Here is a 17,219-nt window from a genome sequence, read left to right as displayed (position 1 = left end):
TTCGCCAACGGAGTTATCCGCGACAGAGCAGCGGTTCAGAATGCAATAACTTCAATCTGGTCGAACGGCCAGACAGATGGCCAGATCACCAAGCTGAAACTCATCAAGCGCCAGATGTACGGGCGCGGGAAACTCGATTTGCTTGAGGCACGTATCGGGGGAGCACCCTGATGTCATCGACATTGCGTCAGACCCAAAATTGGACGCCGATAAGGGGTGAATTTTTGGGTGCCGATTGACATCCTGGCAATTCAAATCCTTCACCAAGTTCGATGCCAAGGTGCGATAAAACAGAGGCCGGTCGCTGTTGGCGACCGGTCTAAGAAAATGCTCTCTTCGAACGTGAAGGCGAGCCGCCAAGTCGGCTAAGGCATCGGCATCAGGGGCGCTGGTCCCGTCCTGTGTGGCACGTGAATTTAGTGAGCACCGCCACATTTCCATTTCACGGAATGAAGACGCGGTCGATCGTTGTCGGATGGTACAGTAGCTGACCAACGTCGGCTCAAGGATTTGCTTCAAACGATTCCCCATGCCCGAAACCTCCCCCTGCCCGTCATCTCCCTGAGGCCAAGCTCCAAAACAATCCGCCGCGCCGCCTGCGGCGTGACCTCGAGCGTGTTCGCCACTATTTTTGCCGACACCAGCGGTTTCCCGATCACCAGCTTGACGAGCTCCGGAAGTTTAGACGAGGTTCGGCGTCCATCCAGTTTTCGGTCCATCATTGTTTTCGCCAACACCAGCCGGTCGTGCTCTTTCATGCCGAGCTCGGCGGCCGCAATCAGGCCCTGGGCGATCCCAGCAGTCGGGTCTCGCGATCGCGGGCGCGACGCCGATCGACGGGAATGGTTTTGAGGCCGAGGTTGATGGCGACCAGATGGGCAGCGCCAGGACGCGCCGCTCATTGTTTTCCCGTCGAACGCACAGCTGTCGTTGCGGGCCCATGGCATGGCGGGGTCCACCCTTCGACGGCATCTTGCGGCGCGAGAACTGCGATGTCGGCGGGCTTGTCCAGCAGCGAAAGCAGCCGAAGCAGCGCATCACGAAGCTCGACCGTCATCGGATTGATCGACAGCCCGATCTGCTCGCCGTCGCTCTCCCGCTTGGGCGGCATGGCAGCGGCCAGCTCTGCCAGCAAGGCGGGATCGAGTGTCAATGAGACGGCAACATAGGGGCGATGCTGGCCGGCGTCCAACACCTGGCCCATCAGCGGCAGATCGAGGGCGCTGATCAGATATTGCGAGCTGTCGTAGCTCAGAATGCTGTCGTTGAAGGCGACGCGTTTGGAACCCTGAAGAATGAAGCAGACCATCGACCGATAAAGGCAACGCGTCTCACCGGTCGGGCGATCGCCGACCAGCAGCTCGACGCGCGGAATCGGCGTGAGCAGCGTGTCAGGCTTGGCGTGGCGCAAGGCGATCTCAAGATGCTGTTCGAAGACTTCGGTCATTGCGGCACTATGTCAGTACCTTTGGCACCGGGCATGCCAGTTGAGACAATTGGGCAAATGTTGATCCGATCAGGCGCGTTTAGGTGAAGGCTTGTCGCTACCTTGCAGAGGCAGGCGGCGCTCATCGTGAGCGATTTGCCGCTCGCCATTATTCTCTCTGAAAGGCAGAACATGACTGACAGAATCGCTCTCATCACCGGCGCCAGCCGCGGTCTCGGTCGCGCCATGGCGCTTCACCTCGCCGACCGTGGCGTCGGCATCATCGGCACCTACCGCACCGGCGCGGCCGAAGCCGATACGTTGAGGCACGAAATCGAAGCGAAGGGTGGCAAGGCCGTCATGATCCCGCTCGACGTGACCGACACGCAGGGCTTTCCACTCTTTGTCGAAGCTGTGGCCACGGCGCTGGACGATACTTTCGGCCGTCAGCAGTTCGACTATCTCGTCAACAACGCCGGCATCGGCGTATTCGCCAATTTCGCGGAGACGACGGAAGAACAGTTCGACGCTCTGGTCGCGACACATCTGCGCGGTCCGATCTTCCTCACCCAAAAGCTCTTGCCGCTGATCGAGGACGGCGGCCGTATCCTCAATGTCTCCTCCGGTTTCGTCCGATTCACCCTGCCCGGCTATAGCGTCTACGCGGCAATGAAGGCGGCGACCGAGGTCCTGACGCGCTTCATGGCCGTCGAACTGGGTGAGCGCAGGATCCGGGTGAATGCCATCGCCCCCGGCGCGATCGCGACTGATTTTGGCGGCGGCGCGGTGCGCGATAACGAGGCGGTCAAGGCCTTCGTCGCGCAGGGTATCGCACTCGGCCGCGTCGGTCTGCCGGACGATATCGGCAGCGCGGTTGCCGCAATCCTCTCCGACGACATGAGTTGGGCGAACGGCACCTGTTTCGATATCTCGGGTGGCCAGATGCTGTAACTGCTGCCATGGCTGCGCAAGGAAGGCGTGGAGCTTTCTTACGTGCCAAGGCATTTTGCCGGGCGAAAGGAGAGGGTCTCCACGCCGATCACGCAGCGTGGCAAACCAAGTCCGACGCCAGCACGCGGGGATAGGCGACATGCCGCCAAGGCGAGGCCGTCGACCGTCACCTCGCTGTCGGCGACACCTTGGAAGCAGGGATGGCCTCATTTCGCCCTTATGGCTAATGGCGGGCCGGTCGGTGATCCGGCGAGGTTGCGGGGTTTGCTTCGGATCGAAACACCACCACGGCAAAGAGCGCCATCGCTGCAATTGTGAGGATTGATCCGAGTGCTGCCATGAGTTCGCCGAACGGATAGCCGAGGAGTACGCCGGCGAGGCCGGGCGCGAGGACGAGCAACCCGGCGACGGTGAAGGCAAGGTGGGCACGGGCAAGCGTGCCGCCTGCAGCATCAGGTCGTTGGGCGTAAAATAGCCCTGCGAGGAACATGCCCACCCAACCAATAAGGTTCACGTGGGCATGAACAGGCGCGAGAACGTGATCGTGGGATGCCGCCATGTAGACGCCGAGCGTCATGCCGACCAGCCCGCAACTCGCGCCGAGTCTGAGAAAAATACGCGAAAGCATTTGTTTCACCATTGAAAAAGAGGGGCAAGCGGGCTTCCGGTTGTTGCTGCACTCAATTATATGTTCAGGATTTCGATGCCATGCCGCTGGCAGGCGGCCATCACAGTCTCGATCTCTTCGTTCGAGGGCGGGCCGGCGGGCGGAACCTCCGTGTGGCCGAGGTCGCGGAAAAATCGGCTCATGGCGTTTTCGACGATCGACAGCATCTGTGCAGGCAGGGTGCCGGTATTGACGTAATTGTGCGGCTGGTAGGAGCGTAGCGTGAGAACGTCGCCTGCATGTGCGACAATCTGGGTAGGCGGCGCCGCATCAAAGAGCGTGAAGGTGATTTCGCCGCTCACAACACGGAATATCTCTATCGATTGATGTTTATGCGGCGGCGTTCCGGAACCGGGAGGCACTGTCACCTCAAGGACGCTCAAGCCCATTTCGGGAACTTCGCCCATAAACTGCACCTTGTCGCGGATAACCCACAGGGCTTCCGCGCTTTCTTGCGTCTTGTATGCCATGCCCATGTCACTCTCCATTTGAATAGGTTTAACTCGATTGCTTATTCGGTCACTGGGCGTCGGGCTTTGCGGCTTTCAAAATGACCTGCATTGCCCATGACGCCGCCTCTCCGGCCTCCTGACCGGTTAGGCCGGCGTAGTCTTTGAGGATTTCCCATGCCCCTGCGCTGTACAGGAGGTGGAAAAGAGCCTCGGCCCTCTTCCCGTTTTCTGAAGCCGGCTCCATCTCGGCGGCGGTAAAGCACTGCTTGAATGCCTTCCGGCGTGCCGCAATCCTACGCATACGCATTGCGTATCCCGCCGGAGTGTGAATGCTTGCGCGTATGACGCCCTGGTTTTTGTCGAACTGCTGAAACATATCGATCGGCGCGTGAACGAGTTCGTCGAGCGTTGATGGCAAAGTCTGCGCGTTCATGCCTTCATTGATGAAAATCCAGAATGCGTCGAACAAGGCTTCCTTCGTTGCGAAATGCCGGAAAACCGTCCGCCTCTCGACGCCTGCGGATTTGGCAACGTCATCCATCGAGATGTCGCCGAATGGATTGACGTTCAGGAGATCCAGCGTCGCGCGCAGAATCCTCTCGCGCGTCTCGAGCGCCTGCTGTTCTCTCAGCGGAGAGGAATATTTTCGTGTATCAGCCGATCCTGACATTATGTCTCTCTTGATGTATTCATGTCATTATTAGTGACATTATTTTGGATGCGGGTCAATGCCTTTCTCGCGGGCTCATGACTCCGCGCTTGCTAAAGTGGCTTTCCCGCGACCGATATCGTTGAAAGTGAAGGATTATTTCCATGGCATCAGGGTTACGCTCAAGGTCCGAGCCCCGGCCATAAACCGATGGGAAAATTATTGTCCCATGGCTCTAATCCTCGGGCCACGAAGGCATCCGCTGCGCGGCGCGTCTCACAATATCAGCGACCGCATTCCTGCCGAAAGCCAGCAATTCACCAATAACTGCGCTCTTCGGCGATCAGGGCAGTTTCGCCCTCAACCCGTACAGGTTCCTACCAGACGAGACCGCGGGCCGCGACCTCCTCGACGCGGGTCACGACCCCGCCCCGATGAAACACCATCGTATCGAACAGGTTGGACACCACGCAGGTGTGGTTCGGGATGATGAAGAGCTTCTCGCCGATCTGCGGCCGAGGGCCGGTGCAATTCGAAAGATCGATCACCCCGTGTTCTTCCGAAAGGCTGGTGATCCGCGCCTCGGGATAGCCGACGATCAGGCCGTAATCGCTGAAGCCCTGGAGGTCCGAGGTCAGCGCTTTCGAGCCGGCGTCGATGACGGCGCGGTCGGCGGTCGGGCGGGAGACGACCGTTGCCAGCACGTGCATGGCGCAATCGTCCTCGCTGCAATGGCCCATGCGCACCATCTGGCGGTCGTTGTAGATATAGGTGCCGGCGCGGTGTTCGGTGGCGGAGGGGACGAGATGCGCCTCGAACAGGCTCGGCGTTCCGCCATTGCTGACGATCGGGCAGGTGATGCCGTCGGATTTCAGGCGGTCCAGCGTCTCGGCGATGAAGGCTTCGACGGCGGCGGCCGATTGCGGCTTCGGATAGGTGACGATGCCGCCGAAGGTGAGGCCGTCGGCAGCAGTGATGCGCCTGGCGAGCGAGGCCGCCTCTTCCGGCGTCTGCACGCCGCAGCGGCCGCCGCCGGTATCGCATTCGACAAGCACCGTCAGCGGCTTGTGGCCGGAAAAATGCGCTGCCAGCCCATCGATCGTCACTTCGCTGTCGGCGACGACCTTGAGATCAGAAATGCGCTCGTTCAGCCTGGCCAGGCGCTCGAGTTTCTGCTGTCCAAGGATGTTGAAGGTGATCAGGATGTCGTTGAAGCCGGCTTCGGCGAAGACTTCCGCCTCCGTGACCTTCTGGCAGTTGATGCCCCTGGCGCCGGCGGCGACCTGGGCGACGGCGAGTGCCGGTATCTTGTGCGTCTTGATGTGCGGGCGGAAGTTCAGCCCGTGCTCATCCATATAGGATTGAACGCGGGCGATATTGGCAGCCAGCCGGTCTTCGTCGATCACGGGGCGCGGCGTCGAGAGATCGGCGATCCGGTCTCCGGCCTTGGCGACGACGGCAAAGCTGCGATCAGGCATTCAGGCGGCTCCGCGTTTTAACCCATGTGGATCGGCCACGATCGGCCATATCGTCTTCGGCGCCCGCCGGTACGGCGTCGTCGCCGGATTATTGGGATAGGGCGTTCCGGCAGAGCAGTAAAGGATTTCCGCGGCGATCTTCGAAAAGGAGGCGAAGAAATGATTGGTGGATTTGATCACCAGGATCTTCTGCTTGGTCGGATCGATGCCCATCACCGAAAACAGGCTCGGATCGAAGCTCTGGGCGCGCGTCGAATTGAGGATGATATCGATGCCGCCGAGCACGATATGGGCGGCATCGCCGAAGGGCGCCAGGCTCTCGCCGAACTGCATCTCGGCATTCCTCACCAGCCTGACGACCTTGACCGTGCCATCGATCGGGTTGCCGGTGCCGGGCGCCGATTTGGCGCCGAAGCGCAGCGGAATTTCCGCCCCCTCGCCTGCCGCAAAACAGATCTGCACCGCCATTGGATCCCAGATGGTGCCGATAACAGCACTGGTGACGCCGCGGGCCATCAGCTCGGCGAGGATGACGGTCGCATCGCCCGCCGTGCCGCCGCCCGGATTGTCCCAGACATCGGCAATGACGACGGGCCATGCGGTGGCGGCCATGGCGCGGGACACCGCTTCCTTTTCGTCGATCTGCGGCACCATGAAGGTGCCGCGCTTGGAAAAGAGTTCGAGGCCGAGCTCGCGCGCCAGGGCGGCGCCCTTCTCCGGCTTGTTGTCGGTGACGACGAGCAGCTTCGTTCCCATTTCGGGCACGTCGCCGACCATGAAGCCGTGGATCACCGAGATCGACAGGATCTCGGGGTCATCCTTCTCGATCCGCATGATCTTGTCGACGAAGGAGCGCATCGGCTCGCGCGAGGTCGGGAAAACGTCGATCATCCGGCAGTCGAACACCGACATGCGGGGCTCGACCCGGCCTTCCAGCGTGTCGACGGCGATGCGCCAGAGATCCTCGGCGCGGTCGACGAAATCCGTGTGCGGAAATTCCTTGAAATAGACGGCGAAATTAAGCGCGGCGACACGTTTTGCGGTGAGATGGCTGTGCGGATCGAGCCCGGCGCAGATGAGGACATCGGGCCCGACGATGTCGCGCATGCGGGATAGAAGATCGCCTTCCGTATCCTCATAGCCGGCTGCCACCATGGCGCCGTGCAGGCCCATGACGACGGCGTCGACAGGCATGGCCGCGCGGAGCTGGTCGAGGATTTCGTCGCGCAGTTCCTCATAGGTCGTGCGGTTGACGAGGCCGGCCGGATCGGCCCAGGTGGCGGTGCCCTCAATCAGTTCCCAGCCCTTTTCTCTGGCGACGGGCCGGCCGACGGTGATCGGCGCGGTGCAGAGCGTCGGTGTATCAGGATGCTGGCCGGGCGGGGCATAAAGCGAGGCTTCGAATGCGCGACGATCGACGCAGATCGGGGAGAAGGTGTTGGTCTCGGTCGCCAGTGCTGCCGTGAATATGCGCAAGAAAGTGGCCTTCGTGTTGCAGGCCCCGCGTCACCCCATCGGGTTCGGCAGGTAGCCGGTGAAACCTGAGATCTTCCAGCGTCCCTCGTGCCGCCGGCAATAATAGAGCGTCTGCCATTGCAGGATATCGCGGGTGCCGTCGGCCTTGGTGATGCCGCCGTCGAACTTCTTGCGGACCAGTGCCGTCTCGCCTTCGATCTCGATGTCTTCGAGCGTCGTGGTGGTGAAGATCGCCGTGCGCGGATCTTCCGCGAAACTCTGCCCGGCGAAATCTCTCGCCTGCCGCAGCCACTCCTCGCGATAGGCCGCGAGCGTCGGGAAGGTGAGCCGCCACTTGTCGGGGTTCACCTCCTTGCGGCCGTCGATGCCGATGAAGCCTTCTTCGACGAAATCATGCTCGACCATCGCCCAGTCGGCGGCGAGAAAAGCATCGATATCGCGCGAAACGAGCATTTCCCAGATCGCGTGCCGGGCGCTGTCGGAGGGGAAAGGGTTTTGAAAAGGATCGCGCATGTGTGCCCCGGATTGAAATTCTTTTCATAAATCGCGTTTTTCACTGGTCAAATTCCGCTTTCTATGGTCATTTGTCAACGTATCAAGAAAATAATTTGCAAGGACTTCAGCATGCCCATCAAACGCTATGGCACGGTTCAAACGGGCGCCGGCGGCAAGACGCTGCCATTCGCGCATGCGGTCGAAGCCGATGGCTGGCTCTATGTTTCCGGCCAGGTTGCGATGGAAGACGGCGAAATCATCGACGGCAACATCATCGCCCAGACCCATAAGACGATCGCCAATGTGCTGGAGATTCTCGAGGAGGCCGGCTATGGCGTCGAGGATGTGGTGCGCGTCGGCGTCTGGCTCGATGATCCGCGCGACTTCTGGACCTTCAACAAGATCTATCAGGAGTATTTCGGCGACCATCCGCCCGCACGCGCCTGTGTGCAATCGTCGATGATGGTCGATTGCAAGGTTGAGATCGATTGCGTGGCCTATAAGAAGAAGGACGCATAGCGAAAAATCGGTGGGAGTCGGTTTGGATATCTTTTCGACATTGCAGGAAGATAAGAGCCGGCTTTCTCCTTCGGAGAACCGCATCGCCGAAATCATCGTCAATGATTTCGAGTTTGCGGTGAATGCCTCGATCATCGAGCTCGCCGAACGCGCCGAGGTTTCGCCGCCGACCGTTACCCGCTTCTGCCGCCGGCTCGGCTGCGAGAGCTTTTCCGATTTCAAGGTGCAGCTCGCCCGCACCGCCCATATCGGCGTGCGCTATCTGAAGCCGGAATCGAAAAGCACTGAACCGGCCGATGTCGCCCAGGATATCATCACCAAGGCGCAGAACGCGCTGTTTCTGCTGCACCGCTCGCTCGATCTGGCGGCGATCGAAGCGGCCGTTGCCCATATCGCCAAGGCCGACATGATCTATGCCTTCGGCTCGGGCGGCAATTCGTCGATGATTGCTGACGAGCTGCAGAACCGCCTCTTCCGTCTCGGGCTTCGCATCACCGCCAGCTCCGATCACAGCATGCAGCTGATGATGGCGGCGGCGGCCCGGCCGGGCGACGTGCTGATCGGTTCGTCCTTCTCCGGCCGCAATCTGGAGCTGGTGCGGGCCTTCGAGCTTGCCCGTCAGAACAAGGTGAAGACCATCGCGCTGACCCAGACGGACAGCCCGGTTGCCAAGGCCGCCGAAATTGTCGTGCCGATCGACCTTCCCGAGGGCAATAATATCTACCGTCCGACCTCGACGCGCATCGCCTATATCGCGACGGTCGATATTCTCTCGAGCCTGGTCGCCTATGCCGTTCAGCCGAAGGCGACGACCACGCTGCGGCGCATCAAGCAGCAGCTCGTCATCCACCGCGACGGCGACGACCGGCAATTGCTTGGAGACTGAAACCCATGAGCGGGAGTGCGGGAAAATGACCCAATCGGCAGCGATCGTCACGGGGGCGGCGGGCGATATCGGTGCGGCGATCGCCGCACGCCTTGCCGAAGATCACGACGTCGTGCTGCTCGCCGATATCGATGCTGCGGCTGCGGCCGCCGTCGCTTCCAAGCTCGGGCCGGCCGGCCGTTTCGTGGCCGTCGGCTGCGATGTGACCAGCGAGACGAGCATATCAGAACTGGCAAAACGCGCCGCTAATGCCGGGCTGGTTCGAACCCTCGTCAACAATGCCGGTGCGGCGCGGGCGACCAGCCTGCATGATACGACGCCGGGGATCTGGCGGGCGGACAATGCGCTCAATCTCGAAGCCGCTTTCCTGTGCTTCCGCGCCTTCGAACCGATGCTGAAGGCCTCCAAAGGGTCTGTCGTCAATATCGCCTCGGTCAATGGCATGCATGTCTTCGGGCACCCGGCCTATAGCGCGGCCAAGGCCGGCCTGCTGCATTTCACCCGGCTCGTCGCGGTGGAATACGGCAAGTTCGGCATCCGCTCGAATGCCGTCGCCCCCGGCACGGTGAAGACGCAGGCCTGGGAGGCACGCGCCGCCGCCAATCCCAATGTTTTCGAGGAGGCGCGCCGCTGGTATCCGCTGCAGCGCGTCGTCGATCCTCGCGATGTCGCCAATGCCGTTGGCTTCCTGGCCGGTCCGCTCGCCGCCGCAATTACCGGGGTCTGCCTGCCCGTCGATTGCGGTCTCACGGCTGGCCAGGCCGAGCTGGCGCGAACCTTCTCCCAATCGGAGCATTATTGATCAGCCGCTCCGATCTCCGAGCCGACAAGACAGCATAGCCTGACCTTCAGGGCTGCCCGTTGCGGCCGAGCCTGCGAATTTCCCTGACGATTGATGATCCGATGAGTCGCTTCTTTCCCGACGTCTTCCGCAATCCGGCGATCCGCGCCAGCATGATTGCCATTTTCACCTTCGGCATGGCGGGGGCGATGACCGCGCCCTATCGTTCAATCGTCGGCATTCGCGAACTGGGGCTGAGCGACGGGCTCTATTCCTTCCTCGCCTTTGCCTCGGCAGCGGTGAATGTGGTGATCAGCGTCCTGCTCGGCAATCTTGCCGACCGGCTCGGCGAATACCGTTCGGCAATGATGGGCGCCTGTCTGTTCGGCATCGTCGGCTACGGCATGGTCTATGCCTTTCCGAGCCCGGCGACCTTCATCGTCAGCGCGCTGCTGCCGCTGCCGATCTACGGGGCGCTGAACCCGCTGCTGTTTGCCAATGCGCGCGCGGCGATGCACGGCATGAGCCGCAGCAACATGATGACGGCCAACTCCGGCGTGCGCGCGATGATCTCGCTCTCCTGGGTGCTGATTCCCGGTATAACGGGTCTTGTCCTCTCCGGCGCGTCGAGCATGCTGCCGGCCTATCTCTTCGCCAGCCTCTCCTGTGTGCTGTGCCAGGGCATCATCCTCTTTGCTCTTCCGAAGCGCGCCGGAGCGATGATGGCGGAGGTTCGCCGTCTCACCTATTTCGAAGCGCTCCGCCAGGTGGTGTCGCCGCGGGTTTCGGCGCATATCGCAGGTGTCGCCCTGATCACCAGCACGCTGCATCTGAATGATGCGCTTCTGCCGTTGATCGCCACGGGCGCGGCGCATGGCCGGCTTAGCGATGTCGGCATTCTCGTCGGCATCGTCGCAGCGCTGGAGATCATCTTCATCATCGTCTGGTCACGGATCGCCCGGAAGACCGGCCAGATGACGGCGCTGGCCGCCGGCACCATCATCTACGCGCTATTTCTCGGCCTGCTCGGCTTTGCCTCCGTTCCATGGCATCTCTATGCGCTGACCCTGCTTGCCGGCATCGGTGCTGCGGCGATCATCAGCATTCCGATCACCTACCTGCAGGATCTCATTGGCGACCGGCCAGGGCTCGGCAGCGCGCTGATCTCCGTCAATGTCTTTGTGGGTACGGGCATCGGTGCGCTGGTCTTCGCCGCCGGCACCTGGGCGACCGGCTATTCCGGAACCGCCATTCTGAGCGCAGTCACCGGCCTGTCTGGGATCACGATCCTCGGCCTGCTGCAGCGGCGCAATGCCGTTGCGCCCGCCGACGCCGAGGTTCAATAGGGGGCACGAAGAATGTGGCTTTCATCGCCACCCGTCTTGTGACAAGGGTGGTGAGGCTTATCCTTTGAAGGCGACATGAAGGCGATTTCCGGCACGAATCTCGAGCAGGCCAAGTCTCACAATCGGCGCGTGGTAATCGAGTTGATCCGCACGCACGGTTCTCTGTCGCGAGCGTCGATCGCCCGCATGACGGCGCTGACGCCGCAGACGGTGTCGAATATCGTTGAGGAGCTGGAGAGGTCGCATCTGCTCGTCGCCGCCGAGGCGCAGAAGGTGGCGCGCGGCCAGCCGATCATTCCCTATTCCATCAATCCGGCCGGCGCCTATTCGATCGGCCTCGAGCTTGGCCGCCAGCAGGCGAGCGGCGTGCTGACCGATCTCTCCGGCGCCGTCTGCGCGCGCATCGAGCGCCAGGTCGAACACCCCGATCCGCAGCAGGCGATGCCGGTCCTCCAGTCGATCGTCGAGCATCTCAAACAGGCCTTCGCCTTCGACCACGAGCGGCTGCTCGGCGTCGGCATCGCCCTGCCCGGCCGCTATGCCGAGGGCGGCACCACCTCGCTCAGCCCCCAGAGCCTGCCCGGCTGGCAGGGATTCCCCGTCGGCCCTGAGCTGGAGCAGCGGCTCAATGTGCCGGTGCTGGTCGAGAACGACGCGACGGCCGCGGCGATCGGCGAGCGCCTGCACGGCGTCGCCCGCGGCCTCGCGAGCTTCGTCTATCTGTTTCTGGCCGCCGGCGGCGGCATCGGCGCCGGCATGTTCCTCGATGGCCATCTCTACAAGGGCAGCCGCCACAATGCCGGCGAGATCGGCCATATCATCGTCGAGCCGCATGGCAGGCTCTGCAGCTGCGGCAAACGCGGCTGCCTCGATCGTTATGTCTCGCCATCGGTCGCCTACGAATTCATGGGCATCGCCGATGCAGGGGAGCTTTCGCCCGACGCGCTCGACGCGCTGATCGACAGGGGCAGCGACGGTCTGGATGCCTGGCTCGACCAGGCCGTCCAGCCGCTGCGCCAGACCGTCGATTTCCTCGAACTCGCCTTCGATCCTCAGACGATCGTGCTCGGCGGCAGCCTACCGACATCGCTGATGCGCCGGCTTGCCGAACGGCTCGAGCCGCTGCACGATCCGATCGATCCCGGCCGGCAGCGAACGGTTCCCCGCGTCATGATCGGCATGACCGGCAAGGATACCGCCATCCTCGGCGCGGCCGCCCTGCCGATCTTTTCCGAAACCAATCCGCGCTTCGACGTGCTGCAGAAGCCGGTCGGTTAACGGCCAGGGGATGGTTTCGTTCAGTGAAAGTATTTCTGAAGAAAAATCATGTAGAGTATCATCGGAGAAGAGGCGATCGTGATTATTATGTGCAATTTACGCCTCAGAGATAGATATTCTGCGGCAATCTCGGGCGGGCAATCGGGATGACCATAGGCGATTCCCGTGAAAATAGTTCGGGCGTGGTAAGTTATATTCCCTATCCGGGCAGCGCGTGCCGCGAGCATTTCGTTACGCACATAAAAGTATGCGATCAGCACGCAGATGATGACAACATCAATTCCCAGCGTGACGCGGATCGCAAAGTTGATTTCGCCGTGCGTCATTCCTTGCCCTAGCCGTTGGAAAAATCGCCCACATATACTCGCAGCATCTCGCGATTTTTTCCTCGCGCAAGTGGAATGAGCGTTCTCCTCTGCTTCCCCTTCTACGACATTGAAGGTGGTTAACGGATCGTAAGACTCAAGTGTCCTCCGAGCTCCTTTGAAGCGTTTCCGTGGCTTGGGCGATGGCCTCGTCCAGGCGGTTTCGGAAAGCCCTGAGATCCGCGGGAATACGACGGTCGAAGACGTCGCGATCCATCTGAAAGACCGCGACGCTGCCCGTCCTTCAGCTGCGTGCCGGCAAGCTCGCATCTGGTTGCGGCGACCGCCGTGCGAGAGGGCGCGCAAAGATGATCACGTTCCCGAGAAGCGTCAGCGCCAGGCCGATCAGGCCGAGACCGGTCCAGTGGTAGCCCTCGAACACCGTCGACAGCGACAGGGCGACGATCGGGAACAGCACGGTGGCGTAGGCTGCGCGTGAGGAGCCGATGCGCGACACCAGCATCAGGTAGGTGGTGAAACCGATCACCGATCCGATGGTCGAGAGATAGAGCAGCGCGGCAAGATAGGTGATGCCTGATGGTGCCACGACCGGCGTCCGCGTCACGGCAATCAGGACGAGGAGGATGATCGCGCCATAGGTCATTCCCCAGGCATTGGCGGTCAGCGGCGAGATGCCGGCCGCGCTGTTGCGGCGCGATGCCATGTTGCCGAGCGAGAAGAACAGCGTGCCGAGCGCTGCGAGCCCGATCCCTTTCAACGTGCCCATGTCGAAATCGACGACAACCTCCTCTCCGAACAGCAGCAGGAGGCCGGTTGCGCCGAGCGCCGCTGCGAAGAGCGTGCGGCCGGTAATGCGGTCGCCGAAGAAGAGGCGCGCATTGACGGCGTTGTAGATCGTTGCGAGCGAGAAGATCACAGAGATCAGCCCTGAAGGAACAAAGGCGGCAGCGTTGTAGAAACAGATGAAATTGAGGCTGAACAGGCAGAGCGCTTGCGCCAGGATGAAGGGTTGATCGCGCAAGGCAGGGACCTCGAGCCGGCGCATGGCAGCCAGGATGGCGACGAGGATCACGGCGGCAAGCGCAAATCGGTAAAAGACCGAGACCAGGACCGGCACGGGACCGACCTGCATCGCAATGGCGATCCAGGTCGTCCCCCATATCAGGACGGTCGCGATGAAAAGAACGGCATTTGCCATGGAGGTATCCTTGTTTTCTCCACCAATAGGCAAACCGTGAACGGGTCTCTTGCAGATTCTTGCTATGAAATCGATGTCCCCGCACTTCCCCCTCGCCATATCAGGGGTCCCCCCGTATTATTCTGAACGCGTGGCCAGCTGTGGGAAAGATGAGTGAAAGATAGCCGCCTCTCGGTTTTCAGGTTTTTGTCCGCATCTCCCAATGCGCGGATGTCACAGTCGATCGATCTGGGTTTCGGGCGATCGGCTGCCATCTGGAGCAATGCGCATGACCGGATGAGCTATGAGCGGCCGGACGGTCATACGTTCAGTCTTTATCTCAGCGGTGGCGCCGGAACGCGTCGGCTGGATGGCGGCCCCGACGCGCGCGGCCGTCCTGGTGTGCTGTGCATCATGCCGCAGGGGCACTCGTCCGAATGGGAAATCACCGACTTCTTCGAATTCGTCCATCTGTATGTTCCCGACGATCAGATGCGCCGGATGTTTGCCGAGACGTTTGACCGCGATGCGCGGCTCATGGCTCTTCCCGAAGTGACCTTCGACGATGCACCGGTCCTGGCTGACAGGCTTCGGCAGATGACGGAAGCGATGTTGGCGGGCGTTCATCTGCTGGCCGAAGAAGCGATGACCCAGGCGATCAACGATCTCTTCGTTGATCCGCGTTATGGAGGCATGCGTGCCCGCGCGATCAGCGGCGGACTCGCGCCGCATGTGCGGCGCCGAACTCTGGACTATATCGAGGCCCATCTCGGCGAGACGATCCGCTTGCAGGATCTGGCTGATATCGGGCAGCTCAGCGCCTTTCATTTTCAGCGGATGTTCCGCGCAAGCTTTGGTGTGTCGCCGCATAGCTGGGTGGCGCACCGTCGTGTCGAGCGCGCCAAATCGATGCTATCGGGCATGGAGCCGATCGCGCAGATCGCTTCGGCCTGCGGCTTCAGCAGCCAGAGCCACATGACCCGGGCCTTCAAGCTGGGCACCGGCGTCACACCCTCTGCCTACCGGCAGCGGCAGTGAAGGCCGGCCTTACGATTGTTGCAGCCCGTAAAGCAGCGGCATCAGCCCTGCGAGTGCCTTGAAGCGGTCCCATGACCTGGCGGACGGCTTCGTCCAGCCGGTTTCGGCAAGCCCGGAGATGCGCGGGAAAACAAGGCGGTCGAATACAGCGCGATCCGTCATCGGTTCCGACCAGATGCAGGCCTGGATGCCGAGCAGCTTCTGCTTCTGGCCCGCCGACCAGCCACCGACCGGATCGAACTTATAGAGCTTTTCCGCATCGGAATTCCCCGCCCAGCTGGCGCCCGGCTCGTCCCAATTGGGCCTCAGGGCCATATCGAGGTAATAGACCTGCCCGGGGCAGACGACCATTTGATAGCCGCGTTCGGCAAGCTCGGCCGAGACCTCGACATTGCGCCAGCTGCAGAGATAGCTCTTCTCCTTGTCGATGACATCGCCATGCGCCGCCTCCTCCCAGCCGCCGGTGATGCAGCCCTTGCTCGCCAGGAAACGCTGCACGCGCTCCAGGAACTCCGCCTGCAGGATTCCCGCGCCGGAGCCGTGGATATCGTCGGCGCCATGCGTGTTGGTGACGACGTTCAGCCGCTTGGCATGGGCATCGGCAACCGCATCGCCGGCGACATCACGCAGGCGCGCGAGTGCTGCCGGCGAGCCGGACCATGCGCCGAGGGGCACTTCGTCGGCGCCGAGATGGATGACCTTGAACGGGAAGAGCTCGATCAGTTCGGAAAGAATGGTCTCGACGATCTCGTAGGTCTGCTCGCGGACCGGGTTGATGCAATTGTCAGGAAAGCCCTGGACCGAGTAGTAGCTGCCTTTCTCGGCCGGATCGCGCAGCTCCGGTATCGCCTGCTGCATGGCGTAGCAATGGCCGGGCATGTCTATCTCGGGCACGATTTCGATGCCGAAGCTCTTCGCCTGGGCGACGATCTCGCGGATGACAGCCTTGGTGTAGTAGCCGCCCGTTCGGGCCGGGCTTGAGCCCAGCAGCGGCGGCACGGCAAGGCCGTGGCCGCGCCAAGCGCCGATCTCGGTCAGGGCGGGATAGGCGTCGATCTCGACACGCCAGGCTTCGTCGTCGGAAAGGTGCCAGTGGAAGCGGTTGAGCTTGTTCCAGGCAAGCACCGCCAGCAGCTTCTTGACCTCGGCGGCGCCATAGAACTGGCGGGCGACGTCGAGATGCAGGCCGCGCCAGCCCATCGCCGGCTCGTCGACGATCTCGCCGGATGCGGGAAACTGGAAGACGCCGGGATGCAGCCTGGCGCCGCGCCAGATCTGCCCGAGCGTGACGAGCCCGTAGAGAAAGCCGGTGCGGCCGCTCGCCTCAATGGTCAGCCTCTCCTCGTCGAAGCTCAGCCGATAGGCTTCGGGACCGAAGCCGGCGGCATCCTTCAGGATGACCGGTACTGCGCCTTCCGCCTCGCTGCGCACGATGCCTTCGACGGCAAAGAGATGGTCGACCAGCGCAGCGAAGCCTTTTTCCGCCGCCTCCCCTTCGGCGCTCTGCGCCTGCGGCGCAAAGCCGGCCGGCAGCGGACGGCGGGAGGAGACCGCGACATGGTTCGGCCAGGGGATGACCGATATCTGAACGGGTGCGTTGACCGGAACGGGATAGATCTCGGCGCCGCGCTTCAGGGCTGCGTTGCTAACCGAAGAGCGCGTCGGCTCGATGCCGAGCACAATGGTGCTGCCATCGGAAAGCGCAAGATAGGCGCTTGTCGCGCCATCCGTCCAGTGGCGGAACTGCCAGCTCAGCGCAAAGACGGACACTGTCCAGGTTTCGCCCGCGCCGAGAACGAAACCAGCCGGTGGCTGGAATTCGGTGAAATTGGAGAGCCGCTTCGAGACGGTCGCGCCTTCGACGCGTCCGGCCGGATCGACGCGGCCCGGGCCGCTGACGCAGAGGGAAAAACTCGAAAGCGGTTCGCTGCCGAGGTTCTTGAGGCGCAGGACGTAGGAGAATTCCTGGCCGTCGGCGGGCGGGTTCCAAAGGGTTTCAAGCCGCAGGGCGTGCGGACGCGGTGTCGACATGGGACTCTTTCCTCGAGGAAAAACAGGCTTTTGAGCATTCCGGCGCGGGCGCCGGGATTGGCATGGCAGTGAAGTCAATCAAATTGATTTAATATTGATAGTCGGATTTTTGCCGGGGTCAATCGACGGGGCGGATTTTCTGTGGTGGCTCCGGGCCAAGCCGCGTGCCCGCGGGCCAGCCCCTGCCGCTCCCTCGGTTCTGCGGGTTGAGCCAAGATACTCAATCTGCCGATTGACAGCTCG

16 protein-coding genes and 4 pseudogenes are annotated in these 17,219 nt (G+C 61.9%); 9 read left to right on the top strand and 11 right to left on the bottom strand.

All coding sequences use genetic code 11. The annotated features are described in order from the left end of the window. Positions 1–171: pseudogene (locus PYR71_RS24710) on the top strand (ISL3 family transposase); the annotation flags it as partial. Between the two features lie 344 nt (positions 172–515). On the opposite strand, the pseudogene PYR71_RS24705 reads toward PYR71_RS24710, so the two are convergent. Then, positions 516–880: pseudogene (locus tag PYR71_RS24705) on the bottom strand (helix-turn-helix domain-containing protein); the annotation flags it as partial. On the opposite strand from PYR71_RS24705, the pseudogene PYR71_RS24700 reads away from it, so the two are divergent. Then, positions 871–978: pseudogene (locus tag PYR71_RS24700) on the top strand (helix-turn-helix domain-containing protein); the annotation flags it as partial. The pseudogenes PYR71_RS24705 and PYR71_RS24700 sit on opposite strands and share 10 nt — an antisense overlap. 55 nt (positions 979–1,033) lie before the next feature. Here the strand turns inward: PYR71_RS24700 and PYR71_RS24695 are convergent. Beyond that, positions 1,034–1,447: pseudogene (locus PYR71_RS24695) on the bottom strand (AraC family transcriptional regulator); the annotation flags it as partial. A gap of 171 nt (positions 1,448–1,618) precedes the next feature. On the opposite strand from PYR71_RS24695, the gene PYR71_RS24690 reads away from it, so the two are divergent. Next, positions 1,619–2,377, top strand: a complete 759-nt coding sequence (locus tag PYR71_RS24690) for an SDR family NAD(P)-dependent oxidoreductase (protein WP_275621223.1) — start codon at positions 1,619–1,621, stop codon at positions 2,375–2,377. Between the two features lie 223 nt (positions 2,378–2,600). Here the strand turns inward: PYR71_RS24690 and PYR71_RS24685 are convergent, their stop codons facing one another. The 6 genes from PYR71_RS24685 to PYR71_RS24660 form a co-directional block, all read right to left on the bottom strand. Beyond that, positions 2,601–3,005 (bottom strand): hypothetical protein, encoded by a 405-nt coding sequence (locus PYR71_RS24685; protein ID WP_275621222.1) that lies wholly within the window; start codon positions 3,003–3,005, stop codon positions 2,601–2,603. Between the two features lie 56 nt (positions 3,006–3,061). Beyond that, entirely contained in the window at positions 3,062–3,520 is a 459-nt protein-coding gene (locus PYR71_RS24680) for a cupin domain-containing protein (protein ID WP_275621221.1), read from the bottom strand. Between the two features lie 43 nt (positions 3,521–3,563). Continuing rightward, positions 3,564–4,166 carry a TetR/AcrR family transcriptional regulator gene (locus tag PYR71_RS24675; protein ID WP_275621220.1) on the bottom strand — a complete coding sequence of 201 codons (603 nt, stop codon included), beginning with the start codon at positions 4,164–4,166 and terminating at the stop codon, positions 3,564–3,566. A 356-nt stretch (positions 4,167–4,522) separates the two neighbouring features. Then, positions 4,523–5,623, bottom strand: coding sequence for a D-TA family PLP-dependent enzyme (locus PYR71_RS24670; RefSeq protein ID WP_275621219.1), 1,101 nt, complete (start codon positions 5,621–5,623; stop codon positions 4,523–4,525). After that, positions 5,624–7,099: a M81 family metallopeptidase gene (locus PYR71_RS24665; RefSeq protein WP_275621218.1), complete on the bottom strand. Its 1,476-nt coding sequence runs from the start codon at positions 7,097–7,099 to the stop codon at positions 5,624–5,626. 30 nt (positions 7,100–7,129) lie between these two features. After that, on the bottom strand, positions 7,130–7,612 hold the full coding sequence (locus PYR71_RS24660; protein ID WP_275621217.1) for a hypothetical protein: 483 nt from the start codon (positions 7,610–7,612) through the stop codon (positions 7,130–7,132). A 111-nt stretch (positions 7,613–7,723) separates the two neighbouring features. On the opposite strand from PYR71_RS24660, the gene PYR71_RS24655 reads away from it, so the two are divergent. The 5 genes from PYR71_RS24655 to PYR71_RS24635 all read left to right on the top strand — a co-directional run bounded on the left by PYR71_RS24655 (position 7,724) and on the right by PYR71_RS24635 (position 12,404). Further along, positions 7,724–8,113 (top strand): RidA family protein, encoded by a 390-nt coding sequence (locus tag PYR71_RS24655; protein ID WP_275621216.1) that lies wholly within the window; start codon positions 7,724–7,726, stop codon positions 8,111–8,113. Positions 8,114–8,135: 22 nt separating this feature from the next. After that, positions 8,136–8,999, top strand: a complete 864-nt coding sequence (locus PYR71_RS24650) for a MurR/RpiR family transcriptional regulator (RefSeq protein WP_085861695.1) — start codon at positions 8,136–8,138, stop codon at positions 8,997–8,999. A 25-nt stretch (positions 9,000–9,024) separates the two neighbouring features. Continuing rightward, positions 9,025–9,801, top strand: a complete 777-nt coding sequence (locus tag PYR71_RS24645; protein WP_275621215.1) for an SDR family oxidoreductase — start codon at positions 9,025–9,027, stop codon at positions 9,799–9,801. Between the two features lie 101 nt (positions 9,802–9,902). Beyond that, on the top strand, positions 9,903–11,126 hold the full coding sequence (locus PYR71_RS24640; RefSeq protein ID WP_275621214.1) for an MFS transporter: 1,224 nt from the start codon (positions 9,903–9,905) through the stop codon (positions 11,124–11,126). Between the two features lie 75 nt (positions 11,127–11,201). After that, positions 11,202–12,404, top strand: a complete 1,203-nt coding sequence (locus tag PYR71_RS24635) for an ROK family transcriptional regulator (protein WP_275621213.1) — start codon at positions 11,202–11,204, stop codon at positions 12,402–12,404. A gap of 20 nt (positions 12,405–12,424) precedes the next feature. Here PYR71_RS24635 and PYR71_RS24630 read toward each other — a convergent pair whose 3' ends face one another. Next, on the bottom strand, positions 12,425–12,730 hold the full coding sequence (locus PYR71_RS24630; RefSeq protein WP_275621212.1) for a hypothetical protein: 306 nt from the start codon (positions 12,728–12,730) through the stop codon (positions 12,425–12,427). A gap of 283 nt (positions 12,731–13,013) precedes the next feature. After that, positions 13,014–13,928, bottom strand: coding sequence for a DMT family transporter (locus tag PYR71_RS24625; protein WP_275621211.1), 915 nt, complete (start codon positions 13,926–13,928; stop codon positions 13,014–13,016). A 153-nt stretch (positions 13,929–14,081) separates the two neighbouring features. On the opposite strand from PYR71_RS24625, the gene PYR71_RS24620 reads away from it, so the two are divergent. Next, positions 14,082–14,945: a helix-turn-helix domain-containing protein gene (locus PYR71_RS24620; RefSeq protein WP_489686407.1), complete on the top strand. Its 864-nt coding sequence runs from the start codon at positions 14,082–14,084 to the stop codon at positions 14,943–14,945. A gap of 9 nt (positions 14,946–14,954) precedes the next feature. On the opposite strand, the gene PYR71_RS24615 is transcribed toward PYR71_RS24620, so the two are convergent. Next, positions 14,955–16,976 carry a beta-N-acetylhexosaminidase gene (locus tag PYR71_RS24615; RefSeq protein WP_275621209.1) on the bottom strand — a complete coding sequence of 674 codons (2,022 nt, stop codon included), beginning with the start codon at positions 16,974–16,976 and terminating at the stop codon, positions 14,955–14,957. Positions 16,977–17,219: the final 243 nt, after the last annotated feature.

Origin of the sequence: Rhizobium mulingense, assembly GCF_029194105.1 — a bacterium.
GTDB classification, from domain to species: Bacteria; Pseudomonadota; Alphaproteobacteria; order Rhizobiales; family Rhizobiaceae; genus Rhizobium; species Rhizobium mulingense.
This window is presented reverse-complemented; position numbering and strand designations above follow the sequence as displayed.